This window comes from Sphingobacteriaceae bacterium, assembly GCA_002319075.1.
Lineage (GTDB): Bacteria > Bacteroidota > Bacteroidia > B-17B0 > Aurantibacillaceae > Aurantibacillus.
In genome coordinates, this window is record NVQB01000001.1 from 3,374,424 (window position 1) to 3,387,837 (window position 13,414).

Annotated in this window: 13 protein-coding genes; 5 read left to right on the top strand and 8 right to left on the bottom strand. The window is 38.3% G+C overall.

The genetic code is table 11. The features are described 5' to 3' along the window. Nucleotides 1–68: 68 nt before the first annotated feature. From CNR22_14570 to cphA, 4 genes are all read right to left on the bottom strand, one after another. Nucleotides 69–1,205, bottom strand: a complete 1,137-nt coding sequence (locus tag CNR22_14570) for a DEAD/DEAH box helicase (protein PBQ32945.1) — start codon at nt 1,203–1,205, stop codon at nt 69–71. Nucleotides 1,206–1,473: 268 nt separating this feature from the next. Next, nucleotides 1,474–1,635: a hypothetical protein gene (locus CNR22_14575; GenBank protein PBQ32946.1), complete on the bottom strand. Its 162-nt coding sequence runs from the start codon at nt 1,633–1,635 to the stop codon at nt 1,474–1,476. A 51-nt stretch (nt 1,636–1,686) separates the two neighbouring features. Continuing rightward, on the bottom strand, nt 1,687–1,992 hold the full coding sequence (locus CNR22_14580; GenBank protein ID PBQ32947.1) for a hypothetical protein: 306 nt from the start codon (nt 1,990–1,992) through the stop codon (nt 1,687–1,689). 40 nt (nt 1,993–2,032) lie between these two features. Next, the gene (gene cphA / locus CNR22_14585) at nt 2,033–4,654 is read right to left on the bottom strand and encodes a cyanophycin synthetase (protein ID PBQ32948.1); all 2,622 of its coding nucleotides are present in this window, start codon (nt 4,652–4,654) and stop codon (nt 2,033–2,035) included. Nucleotides 4,655–4,823: 169 nt separating this feature from the next. On the opposite strand from cphA, the gene CNR22_14590 reads away from it, so the two are divergent. Continuing rightward, a complete protein-coding gene (locus tag CNR22_14590) occupies nt 4,824–5,717 on the top strand; it encodes a cyanophycinase (protein PBQ32949.1) in 894 nt (297 codons plus the stop codon). 305 nt (nt 5,718–6,022) lie between these two features. Here the strand turns inward: CNR22_14590 and CNR22_14595 are convergent, their stop codons facing one another. After that, nucleotides 6,023–6,955, bottom strand: a complete 933-nt coding sequence (locus CNR22_14595) for a beta-aspartyl-peptidase (GenBank protein ID PBQ32950.1) — start codon at nt 6,953–6,955, stop codon at nt 6,023–6,025. A gap of 184 nt (nt 6,956–7,139) precedes the next feature. On the opposite strand from CNR22_14595, the gene CNR22_14600 reads away from it, so the two are divergent. Beyond that, nucleotides 7,140–8,081: a hypothetical protein gene (locus tag CNR22_14600; protein ID PBQ32951.1), complete on the top strand. Its 942-nt coding sequence runs from the start codon at nt 7,140–7,142 to the stop codon at nt 8,079–8,081. A 71-nt stretch (nt 8,082–8,152) separates the two neighbouring features. Here the strand turns inward: CNR22_14600 and CNR22_14605 are convergent, their stop codons facing one another. Further along, the gene (locus CNR22_14605; GenBank protein ID PBQ32952.1) at nt 8,153–8,572 is read right to left on the bottom strand and encodes an OsmC family peroxiredoxin; all 420 of its coding nucleotides are present in this window, start codon (nt 8,570–8,572) and stop codon (nt 8,153–8,155) included. Nucleotides 8,573–9,319: 747 nt separating this feature from the next. Between CNR22_14605 and CNR22_14610 the strand changes: the two genes are divergently transcribed. The 3 genes from CNR22_14610 to CNR22_14620 all read left to right on the top strand — a co-directional run bounded on the left by CNR22_14610 (nt 9,320) and on the right by CNR22_14620 (nt 11,571). Next, nucleotides 9,320–9,757, top strand: coding sequence for a hypothetical protein (locus tag CNR22_14610; protein ID PBQ32953.1), 438 nt, complete (start codon nt 9,320–9,322; stop codon nt 9,755–9,757). Nucleotides 9,758–9,819: 62 nt separating this feature from the next. After that, complete coding sequence (locus CNR22_14615) at nt 9,820–10,260, top strand: hypothetical protein (protein ID PBQ32954.1); 441 nt, start codon at nt 9,820–9,822, stop codon at nt 10,258–10,260. 222 nt (nt 10,261–10,482) lie between these two features. Continuing rightward, nucleotides 10,483–11,571, top strand: a complete 1,089-nt coding sequence (locus CNR22_14620; protein ID PBQ32955.1) for an acyl-CoA desaturase — start codon at nt 10,483–10,485, stop codon at nt 11,569–11,571. Between the two features lie 93 nt (nt 11,572–11,664). Here the strand turns inward: CNR22_14620 and CNR22_14625 are convergent, their stop codons facing one another. Both CNR22_14625 and CNR22_14630 read right to left on the bottom strand, forming a co-directional pair. Next, nucleotides 11,665–12,351, bottom strand: coding sequence for a DNA-binding response regulator (locus CNR22_14625; protein PBQ32956.1), 687 nt, complete (start codon nt 12,349–12,351; stop codon nt 11,665–11,667). Nucleotides 12,352–12,355: 4 nt separating this feature from the next. Further along, on the bottom strand, nt 12,356–13,348 hold the full coding sequence (locus CNR22_14630) for a hypothetical protein (GenBank protein PBQ32957.1): 993 nt from the start codon (nt 13,346–13,348) through the stop codon (nt 12,356–12,358). Nucleotides 13,349–13,414 lie beyond the last annotated feature (66 nt).

The window sequence follows — 13,414 nt, forward strand, 5'->3', positions numbered from 1 at the left end:
GTTTTCAGAACGGTTATTGATTTTGTTTATTACTTGTTTGTGTCTAAAGCATTTTCTAAGCAACGCGCCTAGTTAAATGGATGAGTTGACACCACCTCAATATTTTTCTTAATTAATTTATTTATATCTTTTAAATACGTCATCTCTTCTTTTGCACAAAACGACATTGCTACTCCTGATGCGCCTGCTCTGCCTGTTCTACCGATACGGTGAACATAGGTTTCAGCCTGCTCTGGAATTTCGTAGTTAATTACGTGAGATAATTTGTCTACGTCAATTCCTCTGGATGCAATATCCGTGGCTACTAATATACGAATAGTTCTGTTCTTAAAACCTTTTAATGCTCTTTCTCTTGCACCTTGAGATTTATTTCCGTGAATGGCTGCTGCAGCAATGCCATCTTTTTCCAGATCTTTTACCACTTTATCAGCTCCGTGCTTAGTACGGGTAAAGATTAAAGCGTGTTCAATTTTATTGTTCGCTAAAACGTGTTTTAATAAGCCTCGTTTGTTTTCTTTTTTTACATAATAAACCGATTGCTCAACCAATGTTGTTGTTGAAGAAACCGGATTTACAGCAATACTCACAGGATTCACTAAAATAGTATTTGCCAGTTTCATAATGGCAGGAGCAGCAGTAGCAGAGAAAAATAAAGTCTGACGCTTAGCAGGAATTTTAGTAATGATTTTTTTGATATCGTTAATAAAACCCATGTCCAACATACGATCTGCTTCGTCTAATACAAAGTGTTCGATGTTGTTTAATTTTACGTAACCCTGATTCATTAAATCTAATAAACGGCCGGGAGTAGCAATAATAACGTCTACACCTCTGCGTAAATTATTTACCTGGTTTACCTGAGATACACCACCAAAAATAATACAGTGGGAGATGCCTAAATTTTTGCCGTAAGCTGTAAAGTTTTCGCTGATCTGTGAAACTAATTCGCGGGTAGGAGCAAGGATAAGTGTTTTAACAACTCCAGGCCCTTGTCTTTGATTGCTTTTTTTAGCGTCTAATAATTGTAAGATAGGAAGTGCAAAAGCTGCTGTTTTACCAGTACCGGTTTGCGCGCATCCGAAAATGTCTTTCCCGTCTAAAATGTGAGGAATTGCTTGTTCTTGAATGGGAGTTGGTTGTGTGTATCCTTTTTTGTCAAGTGCCATGACTAGTGGCTTAATAAGTCTTAAGTTTGAAAATGTCATTAAATTGTTTAATTCGTTAATTGTTCTTTTACACGTGATCTTTCATCACATCATTTTAATCAGGGAAAAATGTAAAATTAATCGAATTGCAATCAGGGTGACACAAACAAGAAGTATACAGTCTTCTCAAGAAGATGCGCAAAGATACACAAGTTATTAACAAAAAACTAATTTTTTGAAATAGCTGGCTAATGTACTGATTTTCAATGTGAAGTAGAAAGTGTAACTTCTTAGCTTGATGTATTTCGCGCAAAACACGCATCTGAAATTATTCCTTCACAAGTTTCAAAGTCGGCGAATGTTCGGTAGTATAAAGCCTTAAAAAATAAATGCCGTTTTTATGTACGCTTACTTCCAAGCTGTTTTTTCCTGGCTCCAATTTTTTTGATAAGACTAATCTTCCTGTAAAATCAAAGAGTTTGGCCGGCAGCGAAGAACGTAATGATCTTTACAGAGTATGTTTCAGGGAAATTATTGCGAGCTATTTCTTATTTCCAATCATCTTTTCATAAGACTCATCGTTTCCCGCGCGAAACTTAAAAAAGATTTTGAATTTTGCGCGTGATTTTTCTTCCATCGCACAAAAGAAAGGAAGTTTTGCTGGCTCATACTTCATGCTCAGATCTTTTTTTAAAGTCTGTGGATTTTTTAAGCTAAGGAGTTTTGGGAAAACCAGAAGAGTGGAGTGAAGTGGTGGTAAACGAAGGATTTCTTTTGATGCATTCTGCGCACTACCTACTGTTGTTAGCAATGCGCAGAAAAATACTATCAAAAATTTTAGTTTCACGATTTATATACGTTAGATGCTTTAAACCGGATTAAAAAGTTTAGCTCACGGCTTCTCTTTCTTTTTCCAGGTAGGTATTCACCACTTCAATAGCATTGTCGATCACGTCGCTCAGTGCACAAATGAATGAACCCGGTCTTGCCAACGAAAACGCGTGTTTCAAAGCTTCCACTTCTTTTGGAATGTACTCATAAGATTTATTCGGATCAGATTGTTTGATGCCTTCCACCAAGAGATCCACAATTTCCTGGGCTTGTCGTCCACGTAAAAATTTGTCCTGGCGAATGATAATATGGTCAAACATCTCCGCAGAAATTTTTCCCATTTTACGGATATCATCGTCGCGTCTGTCGCCAGTACCTGTGATGATGCCAATTTTCATCGGTGAATCTACCGAAGATAAAAATTCTTTGATGCCGTTAAAGCCATCCGGGTTGTGAGCGAAATCAATTAGTACTTTATAATCTTTAAAATCAAAAATATTCATGCGTCCCGGAGTTTGCGCTGCCGAAGGAATAAAAGTCTCCAGATTTATTTTTATATCTTCTATCTGGAACCCGTAAACGTAAGTGGCCAGTGTTGCCGCCAAAACATTGGCAACCATAAAGGAAACCTTTCCACCAAAAGTCAAAGGGATGTTTGCTACTTTTTCAATTCTGAATTTCCATTCGCCTTTTTTAATGGTAACGAATCCATTTTCATAAATTGCGGCGATACCACCTTTTTTGCAGTGCTCAACTATTACAGGATTATTTTCATCCATGCTAAAGTAAGCTACTTTACAATCTGCATTTTTTCCCAGAATTACGCAGTGCGCATTGTCGGCATTTAGCACAGCGTAACCATCACGCTTAACGCTTTTTACTACAACGCCTTTTACATTGGCCATGTCGCGAAGAGTATTGATATCCGAAAGTCCCATGTGATCTTCCTGAATGTTAGTTACAACAGCCACATCACATCTGCCGAAACCCAAACCAGATCTGAGAATTCCGCCACGCGCTGTTTCAAGAACAGCAAATTCTACTGTAGGATCTTTTAAAATAAATTCCGCACTTATTGGTCCCGTTGTATCTCCCTTGGTGAGCATTGAATTATGCACGTAGATGCCATCAGAAGTGGTGTAACCAACACGGTAACCGTTATTTTTTACGATGTGTGAAATTAAACGGGTCGTTGTTGTTTTTCCATTAGTGCCTGTAATAGCGATGATAGGAATGCGGCAATTTTTTCCCGGAGGATAAAGCATGTCAATTACAGGCGCTGCCACGTTTCTTGGTAAACCGTTTGCAGGAGCTAAATGCATTCTAAATCCTGGTGCAGCATTTACTTCTAAAACTACGCCACCTGTGGTTTCTAAAGGTTCACTTAAATTGGTGGCCATAATGTCGATGCCACAAATATCTAAACCGATAACACGTGAAATGCGTTCACAATAAAAAATATTTGTTGGATGCATAATGTCCGTTACATCGGTAGAGGTTCCGCCAGTGCTGAGGTTCGCGGTTCCTTTTAAATAACATTTCTCATCCTTTTTTAGAACGGTTTCTAAAGTATAATTGGATTTTGCTAACTGATCGGTGGTCTCTTTGTCAATACTAATCTCTGTTAAAACATTTTCATGACCGTAACCGCGACGAGGGTCTTTATTTTCTGTATCAATCAAAACCTGGATAGTAGATTTTCCATCACCAATTACATGTGCCGGCTCACGCAATGCAGCTGCAATAAAGCGGTGGTTGATAACCAAAACGCGGAAATCGTAGCCGGTGATAAATTTTTCTACGATGATTTTGCGCGAATATTTTTTTGCATGATGAAAAGCTTCGATGGCGGCTTCTTCTGTTTTTACATTAATAGATGCACCTTTGCCATGATTGCCATCCAAAGGTTTAAACACCAAAGGAAAACCAACAGAGCTGATGACCTCTTTCACTTGTTCCTCTTCACTGATACACATGCCTTTAGCTACGGGAATAGCAGCTTCCTGTAACATGCGTTTAGTTTCATCTTTGTTACTGGCGAGGTCTACGGCTATAGAACTGGTGCGATCTGTCATGGTAGCCCTGAAGCGCACCTGGTTTTTCCCGTATCCTAATTGCACCAAAGACTGATTGTTTAAGCGAATAAAAGGAATATCGCGGGCCACGGCTTCATCCACGATAGATCCTGTACTAGGACCAAAACGTTCGCGTTCACGCATGCGGCGCATGGTTTTTATATCGCTGGCAATATCGTATTCTGTATCAGAAATAATAGATTGCGCAATGGCTACTGCAGCCTTTGCAGCATAAACGCCCACAGTAGGCTCCATATAAGAGAATACAACATTGTAAACGCCGGGTTTTCCGGTTCCGCGGGTACGTCCGAAGCCTACTTCCATGCCGGCCATCGATTGAATTTCAAGGGCTATATGTTCAATCACATGGCCCATCCAGGTGCCTTCTGCCACGCGCTCAAAAAACCCTCCAGAATGATCTTTAGAGCAGCGGTGACTATGCAAACTCGGTAATGCTGCTTTTAAACGCTCGGGAAAACCTTTGATTTTGTTGGTAGGCAACTCCTCCAGCTCCTGCAAATCCAATTTCATCACGATGAGCTTTTTACGGTAATTCGACCAGTAATTTGGTCCCTTGAGGGTCTTAATTTCTATGATTTGCATGGCTTAGTGTGTTGTTACTGTGTTGTAGAGCGATCAATGTAAGATTTGTTTTTTATTTAAACAAGAATGTGTTTAAAATAAGGTGATAAGTGAAAAGCGCATCTTGCCATAAATAAAGATAATTACGGTAGTTTTACGCGATACCATTATAACCACAAGTATAAAAAGTATGGATGCACCAAAAGGTAGATTAATTATTATCGGCGGATCAGTTGACAAAGGAAGTTTCACGAAGGGCACAGAAACCCTGCCGCAACAAAATCTTCCGCAACATCTCAAATTTTTCGAGAAAGGTATTTTGAGAAGAATGAGTACAGAATCTGCAAAAGGAAATGACTCTCAGATTGAAATTATAACAACGGCCAGTAACATTCCAAAAGAAGTAGGGGAAGAATATATAAACGCCTTTAAAGCACTGGGGATACATAATACAGCTGTTCTGGATGTGCGCACCCGCGAGGAGGCGAATGCACCTGAAACTTTAGAACGTTTAAGAAAAGCAGACATTGTGATGTTTACCGGTGGAGATCAGTTAAGACTGACTTCTATTTTCGGGGGCACGCAATTTCATCATATTTTGTTAGAGCGTTACCAGAATGAACACTTCGTTATTTCCGGAACTTCTGCAGGCGCTGCGGCGAGCTCCAACAATATGATTTATCAGGGAAGTAGTTCTGAAGCATTATTAAAAGGAGAGGTAAAAATTACGGGCGGACTAGGATTTATCAATAACGTTATTATTGATACACACTTTGTGCAGCGTGGTCGCATTGGCCGCTTGTTGTACGCCTGTGCCAGTAATCCTATAAATTTAGGTATTGGCTTAGGAGAAGATACCGGCCTTTTAATTACCGATGGACATATGATGGAGGGCATTGGCTCGGGACTTGTAATTTTAGTAGATGGCACGCATATGCGTCATACCAATATTACCGATGTGCAAATGGGCGAACCTGTTTCTATTGAAAATCTTACAGTTCACGTTTTAGCTTTCGGAGATAAATTTGATTTGAAGACTAAGAAGATGACACTACATCCTATTAAGGTTGTACCGGAAGACTAGCTTTACCACTAAGGAACTAAGATCACTTAGAAACACTTAGTTTTTCAAAAGTGGAAATGAAGAAAAAATAGACCACAAAAATTGTCTTAGTGACCCTCAGTTTTCTAAGTGTCTTAGTGGTTTTAATCTTTGTAAATCCCTACAAACATTTTTTCACCTTTTAAGGTTGTACCGGAAGACTAGCTTTACCACTAAGGCACTAAGATCACTTAGAAACACTTAGTTTTTCAAAAGTGGAAATGAAGAAAAAATAGACCACAAAAATTGTCTTAGTGGCCCTCAGTTTTCTAAGTGTCTTAGTGGTTTTAATCTTTGTAAATCCCTACAAACATTTTTTCACCTTCTTTAAGCGAAGCTCTGTACATGCCGTCGCTATTAAAGGGCAGCTCAATGTTTCCATTTTTGTCGATGGCTATTAATCCACCTTCGCCGCCAATTTTTACAAGTTTTTGTTTCACTACTTCATTGCAGGCGTCTTTTAAAGAGAGGCCTTTATACTCCATTAAACAGGAAATGTCGTAAGCTACAACCGAACGGATGAAAAATTCTCCGTGCCCGGTACACGAAATTGCGCAGGTGTTATTATTTGCATAGGTTCCTGCGCCAATGATAGGAGTGTCTCCCACACGTCCGTGTTTTTTATTAGTCATGCCGCCAGTACTGGTTCCTGCAGCGAGGTTACCATGCACGTCGATAGCCACGGCACCTACCGTTCCGAATTTTTTATCATCCGGCAAAGTATGATCAAGAACTATAGTATCACTTTGTAAGGCTTGTTGCAATTGATCGTAGCGGAGTTGCACGAAAAAATAATCATCGGGCATAAATTCAGCATTTATTTTTTTTGCGAATTCGTTTGCACCTGCCGCGGCCAGCATAACATGTTCCGATTTTTCCATTACAGCGCGCGCAAGGCTAATAGGATTCTTAATATTCTGAACGCCCGCAACAGCTCCTGCCATCAAGTCTTTTCCATTCATAATGGAAGCGTCCATCTCGTGTTTGCCTTCATTGGTGAACACAGCACCTTTGCCGGCATTAAACAGGGGATTGTTCTCAAGACTCCTGATAGCGGCTTCTACAGCGTCAAAACTGCTTCCTCCTTTTTTAAGGATGCTTTCTCCGGCTACGATAGCGTGCTGGAGTCCTTCCCGGTAACTAACCTCTTTTTCGTCCGTCATGGCAGAACGTAGTATCGTTCCAGCGCCACCGTGTATAGCAATTGCAAATTTTGTCATAAGCTGTTAAAGGTATAAATAATTGCTAAGTCCGTTTCCTTAGTCCTATCGTATATTGTGTTGAAACTATTGTAAAGTGCAGACTTTAAAGCAGTTAATTTGCTATATTTTGGTCGAATTTAGGTTTTTGCTCAAAGCTTTATGAAGTAAATTGTATATATTTGGGGCTTGTGAAAATTACAGAATGTTAAAACGTAATAAGCATTTTATACTTGTTATTGGATTTCTTTTGAACTCTTCTTCTTTTGTGTTGGAGGCTCAGAAAGGGTATAAAATGGAATTTGGTGTAATGACCGGAGTATCCAATTATCTTGGGGAGATTGGCGGTCGTTCTAAAAAAGGCAGACCGTGGCTCCTTGATTTGAAGCTAGCAAAAACCCGCTGGAACGAATCTATTTATATGCGTTACAAATTTAAACCAAATTTGTCGGCACGCCTGGCGTTAAATTATTTAAGAATAGAAGGAGACGATAAACTTTCTATAAATCCAGGAAGGCGCTATAGAAATTTAAGTTTCAGAAACGACATTTATGATCTGGAAGCTACTCTCCACTGGCTTTTTTTTGATTCTAAACAGCCGATAGGAGTTTACTCAAGAACAAGCGTTTATTTTACTGCCTATATTTTTGCAGGTGCCGGTGTTTTTCACCATAATCCGAAAACGTTGTATCAGGGGGCATGGGTTGATTTACAGCCTTATAAAACAGAAGGAGTTACTTATTCTCGCTTTGGATTTGCGGCACCCTTAGGTTTAGGCTTTTATGTAACACTGAATAAACGTCGCCGCGCTCACCGTATTGGGTTAGAAATTAACTGGCGCTATACAAATACAGATTACCTGGATGATATTTCTACGACTTACAAGAGTCCGGCCGATTTGCCTAGTTCTACATCCGTTGCTCTTTCAAACAGAAATACAGAAGTAACCAAACAACCTGCCGGAATGGAAAAGAATTACGGCTGGCGTGGTACTTTGGCAGATGGTGTAACACCGGTTAACCAGGCTCCGCGTGGAAATCCTAATAACAAAGATTCTTACATATCTGTAAATATTACTTATGGTATTGCACTTAAAGCAAATTACAAAAGAAGTAAAGGAAGAAGAATTCGTACAGTACATTTCTAAAAATTTGCACCATTATAAACTAAAAAACCCTGAAATAAATAAAACTTCAGGGTTTTTTTATGGCTTTTAGCTTAGGCTTCTAAAGTAGCTTCGTAAGTGATTTCTGTTTTGTAAAGTTTTGAAATAGGACAATTTGCTTTTGCATCTGCCACCAATTCATCAAATTTCGTCTTATCAATTCCAGGTACTTTTGCTTTTACTGTTAAATGCGAATTTGTAATTTCCCCTTTTGCAGGATCTAAAGTAATGTCGCACCTGGTATCGATGTTAGCTGGCGGAAACCCCGCGCCGCTTAAATTAAAACTTAATTTCATTGTAAAGCAACCTGCATGTGCTGCTGCTACAAGCTCTTCAGGATTGGTTCCCACGCCTTCTTCAAAGCGTGACCCGAAAGAGTATTGTGTTTTGTTTAATACAGTACTTTGTGAAGTTAAGTTTCCTTTTCCTTCTTTACCTGTTCCCTGCCAGTTGGCTGTTGCAAATCTTTTCATGGTTTTTGAGTTTTTAATTTTACGTGTAAGATAATAAAGTTTTTACCATTGGCACGTTATCTAAATGTTCTTTAATTATTCTGAAATTTGCAGCGTAAAACCAAAGGAGCCGTAAAGTAAAATTCCAGCTTATATCCCCTGTGTACTTCTGGCTTATTCACAGACCAGTTATCTTTTTTCAACTGCTCGTGTATTAGAATGACTTTTCTTTCCCGAGTTTTAAAAAGCCGGCATGAAATGTTTCAGGATAAGATAAATTTCTTTTTTTTCATAAGTGTCGATATAGATCCGGCTTCGCCCTTCATAGCCATAAAGGTGTGCTCAGCAGTTGTACCCCCTGCTGATTTTAATGCAAAATAGTTTTAAAGAAAAGTGGGGAGCCATTAACATCATTTGACCGTGAGGTTAAGAGGATGGAGTAAACTGCCCGGCATTATTGACTGTTTTTCAATTCTGACATCACTTTCTTCTCGTTACCATTTCAACTTTAGGCAGTGTCCATTGCTGATTTTAGACCCGCCCGGAAAAAAATGACAAAACCTGCGATGGATGATAAGCTCTTTTTTGTGACCGCTAAAGCCGCTCAGGGCTTCCTCCCGGGCTTAATACTGCAAAAAAAGTTGTTTACGAAAACCAAAAAAATCTTACATGTGAAATATGAACCGGACAATGGCTTATAAAATGGTCTTTTTCTGAGCTTACTTTGTGATGTAGAATTAAGCGAAAAATTATTTAAAACACTTTATCATGAAAACAATTTTTACACTCCTCTTAATCGCTCTCCTTACAGTAGCGAATTCGGCAGCAGCACAAACACGCGCTACCAAACCTCCTGTTGCTAACAAAACTATTATGGTTTATTCGGAAGATGAAGACGCTTTTATATATAAAAGCGAGGACCATATGTCGGGCCAGGAAATTTTAATTGAAACACTGCCTGTTTACGGTAAAGCTTCGGTACCTATGATCGTTCATCCTGAAGTGAATGGCACACTCACATTCAAAAAACATCCTTCTCTTATAGTGCCGGAGTATTATACCATTACAATAGAAGATAAACTTACTGGTGCTGTTTATGACCTGAAATCGGAAGAGACTTTTGCTTTTGAAGTAAAAAAACATGTTCCGGAGCGCTTTGTCTTACAAATGAGCTTGACAAAAACACATTTAACTGCTATGAAATAATTAAACTGACGCGAAAACTATACTGAATGGATAAACATCTACTTTAATTTAATACCAATACCATGAAATCATCTTTAACCTTACTTTTCCTAATAGTGTTTGGCGGTTTTAATACTATTACGAGCCAGAAACATGCTACTCAGGCAGCTCCTATTGATAAACCGGTTGTATTGATTTATTCTGAGGATGAAGAAGCAATGGTTTATAAGCATGAAGAAAATTTTGCAGGTCCGGAAATCATGATAGAAACTCTGCCTTTGGTGCGAAAAGCTTCTTTACCTCTTATTGTTCATACTGATTTGAGGGGTACTTTCACTTTTAAGAAACACCCTGCACTTTTGTTGCCCGACTATTATACGGTTACTATAGAAGATAAGCTTACAGGACAAATTTTTGATCTCCGTTCGAGGGAGGTGTTTTCGGTGGAAGTAAAAAGTCACATTTCAGAACGCTTCGTGTTGCATATGACTCTTGCTAAGACGAATTTTACGGCAATGCGATAAAAACTGATATTAGAAATAGACAAAAAACGATGCGTCGCTATACTGGTGGCGCATTTGTATTTTAGCATAACAGGGAAGCCTTAACCTTCCTTAACAACAATAAAGACAGGGCTTTCATGACGAACGGCGTTCATACAATATCACCGCTGTTGATCCGTTTTTTACATCTATTGGTGGCCTCGTAGCGTATCTTTGATATACACAAATTAATAGACGTAATTTATGAGCAACAGCACCCTTAGATTTAACAACGGAGCAAACCGAACCTTTCAAAACGAACTTAGAAAAAGAGTCGACGCATATTTTAAAGAAAACAAAATCAGCAAGTACGGTAACTTTCATTTGTATTTGAAAACGCTTGTTATGTTCGCTGCTTACCTGGTACCTTATTTTCTTATTGTATTTAATGTTTTTGAAAGCAAGAGTATCTGGCTGTTATTATCGGTATTAATGGGATTAGGTATGGCCGGAATAGGCATGTGCGTGATGCACGATGCAAATCACGGAAGTTATAGTAAAAGTGATCGCTTTAATAAAATTCTTGGCTTTTTCTCTATCGGATTATTATCGGGAAACGCATTAAACTGGAGAATTCAACACAATGTTATTCACCATACTTACACAAATGTGCACGATCATGATGAAGATATCGCACCGGTTGGTGTTTTAAGATTCGAGCCTCATGCTGAGAAAAAGAAGATTCACAAATTCCAGTTTTTATATGCCTGGTTCTTTTATGGTCTGATGACTTTAATGTGGAGTACGGTAAAAGATTTCAAACAGGTAATCCGTTATAACAAAGCAGGGCATTTAAAAACAGCGAACACTACTTTTGGAAAAGAACTAGCAGTAGTGATTGTTTCAAAGATTTTATATTACGCTTATATGCTAGTTCCGTATTTTTTAATAAAGGAAATGACCATTTTAAACTGGTTGACGGGATTTGTAGTGATGCATTACGTGGCAGGATTAACATTGGCCATCGTATTTCAGGTAGCCCACGTGACCGAGGACAATGAATTTCCTTTAGCAAATGAGGAAGGTATGTTGGAGAATAATTTTATCGAACATCAGTTACGTACAACTACAAATTTTGCCATGAGAAATCCGGTGATCTCTTATTTGGTTGGAGGATTAAATTTTCAGGTAGAACATCATTTATTTCCAGGTATTTCTCACATTCACTATCCGAAGATTTCTAAGATAGTAGCTTCTACAGCAAAAGAATTTAATATGCCCTATAATGTTGAAAAGACCTTTGTGGGCGCGATTTACGAGCATACAAAAATGCTTTATAAATTAGGAAACTAAATTTAAGAACCTATTTTAAAGAAGCAATCTGTTTTAATACAGGTTGCTTTTTTGTTTTACCATAACAGCTCCTTATTTTTCTAAACTAAGGCGTCACGATTCCAACAAAACAGAATACTTACGACCTATAGGCAATACCATTTTATTACTGAGCGTAATTTCTGTTTTTTTAATTTCAGAGATCGCTTCACGTTTAACGATGAAAGATTTATGGATACGGGTAAAGTGTTCTGGTGGAAGAAGTGAACTTATGTATTTCATGGTTTGGGTAACCAATAGTGGTTTTTCCTGGTCAAGGTGAATCTTAATATAATTGCCAACTGCCTCTATGTAAAGGATGGTTTTTGTGTTGATGATCTTTAGAACGCCTTCGTGTTTTAATTCGATATCGGGAAACTTAACACTGGCCTCTGCTTTTTTAGGTGTGATAAGATTACTCACTTTATTAATGGCCTTTAAAAAGCGGGGATAAGAAATTGGTTTTAATAAATAGTCTACCACGTCATTCTGGTAGGCTTCGAATCCAAAATTACTGTAGGCTGTTGTTAGCACCACAGGTACGTGGTAGGGAAGGCATTGCAAGAGTTCGAGGCCTGTAAGTTTGGGCATTTCAATATCGAGAAAAACAAGGTCTACTTTTGTTTTACTCAAAAAATCAAGCGCTTCTTTTCCATCATAAACGTCACCTACCGCTTCCAGGAGATCTGTTTTGGCGATGTGTGCGTGTAATACTTTATGAGCAGGAGCTTCATCATCAATTATGAGGCATTTTAATTTCATACTTCTAAAGTTTTATACTGAGCTCTACCGAATACACTTTATTGGCGTCGCTTATCAAAAGTTCATGTTTATTTTTATACGTTAACTCCAGGCGTTTTTTTGTATTGGAGATGCCTGTATTAGTACCTGAAAATTTCCTGCCATCTTCTGTAAAATTGTTGCGCATTTTAAATTCGAGGTTTTTTTTATCACTATGGATGGATAAAAAACAAAAAGGGTGATCGGTATGCGCACTGTACTTAATGGCATTTTCAATAAAAGGCATAAATAACATAGGAGAAATACTGGATAGCCCTGAACTAATATCCGTTTCAAAATCAATTTTTAATTTGGGATTTCTGTTTTGCTCGTAGCTTAAGTATTTTCGGATAAACTGAACTTCTTCGTCTAAAGAAACACGCTCTCTTTTGGAGGATTCGATCTGGTAGCGCAGCAGATCTGAAAGTTCAAGAATTTTATCAGGTGTTTCTGCAGGATCTGTCAAGGCGGTTCCATACAAATTATTTAAAGCGTTAAATAAAAAATGTGGATTTAATTGCGCTTTTAAATGGCGGATTTCTTCATCTCTTTCAATAAGTTCTGTTTTAAATAAAAGATTACGCTCTAAGATATTTTTATGCGTGTAATAAAATCCTAGTCCCACGAGGTACACGGTAAAAATGGAAATGCCCATGGTTACAGGTTCCTCATTTCTCACAAAGCGAAAAGGAGTAAAATAATTGATGAGAAAATAGCTGCTGAATAAAAGGACAATGCCGAAGAAATACTTCCAATTGTTTTTGCTGAAATATTTTTTATAAAGATAAACGTTGTGCACATACACCTGGATGTGCGCAATCAGTACGATCATTCCGCCCTGGAAAATTGCTCTAAGAGCTTGTCCATCTTCATGAATAGGATGATCTTTATCCATGAGGATAGCTATTAATCCAAGCAAACAGAAAAACAAATACAAAACGACATTCCTTACCCAGAAATTAAAATAGGAAAAGTTCATATGCAAAAATAACGGTAATTATTGGTTATGTGGCAAGTTGGGCAAGGAGCGTTTCACCTTTCTGAA

Bases quoted from the DNA above. Each gene is read 5' to 3' on its own strand.
- CNR22_14630 (PBQ32957.1), bottom strand. From the start codon at position 13,348: ATGAACTTTTCCTATTTTAATTTCTGGGTAAGGAATGTCGTTTTGTAT.
- CNR22_14600 (PBQ32951.1), top strand. From the start codon at position 7,140: ATGTTAAAACGTAATAAGCATTTTATACTTGTTATTGGATTTCTTTTG.
- CNR22_14625 (PBQ32956.1), bottom strand. From the start codon at position 12,351: ATGAAATTAAAATGCCTCATAATTGATGATGAAGCTCCTGCTCATAAA.
- CNR22_14605 (PBQ32952.1), bottom strand. From the start codon at position 8,572: ATGAAAAGATTTGCAACAGCCAACTGGCAGGGAACAGGTAAAGAAGGA.
- cphA (PBQ32948.1), bottom strand. From the start codon at position 4,654: ATGCAAATCATAGAAATTAAGACCCTCAAGGGACCAAATTACTGGTCG.
- CNR22_14570 (PBQ32945.1), bottom strand. From the start codon at position 1,205: ATGACATTTTCAAACTTAAGACTTATTAAGCCACTAGTCATGGCACTT.
- CNR22_14595 (PBQ32950.1), bottom strand. From the start codon at position 6,955: ATGACAAAATTTGCAATTGCTATACACGGTGGCGCTGGAACGATACTA.
- CNR22_14620 (PBQ32955.1), top strand. From the start codon at position 10,483: ATGAGCAACAGCACCCTTAGATTTAACAACGGAGCAAACCGAACCTTT.
- CNR22_14590 (PBQ32949.1), top strand. From the start codon at position 4,824: ATGGATGCACCAAAAGGTAGATTAATTATTATCGGCGGATCAGTTGAC.
- CNR22_14615 (PBQ32954.1), top strand. From the start codon at position 9,820: ATGAAATCATCTTTAACCTTACTTTTCCTAATAGTGTTTGGCGGTTTT.
- CNR22_14610 (PBQ32953.1), top strand. From the start codon at position 9,320: ATGAAAACAATTTTTACACTCCTCTTAATCGCTCTCCTTACAGTAGCG.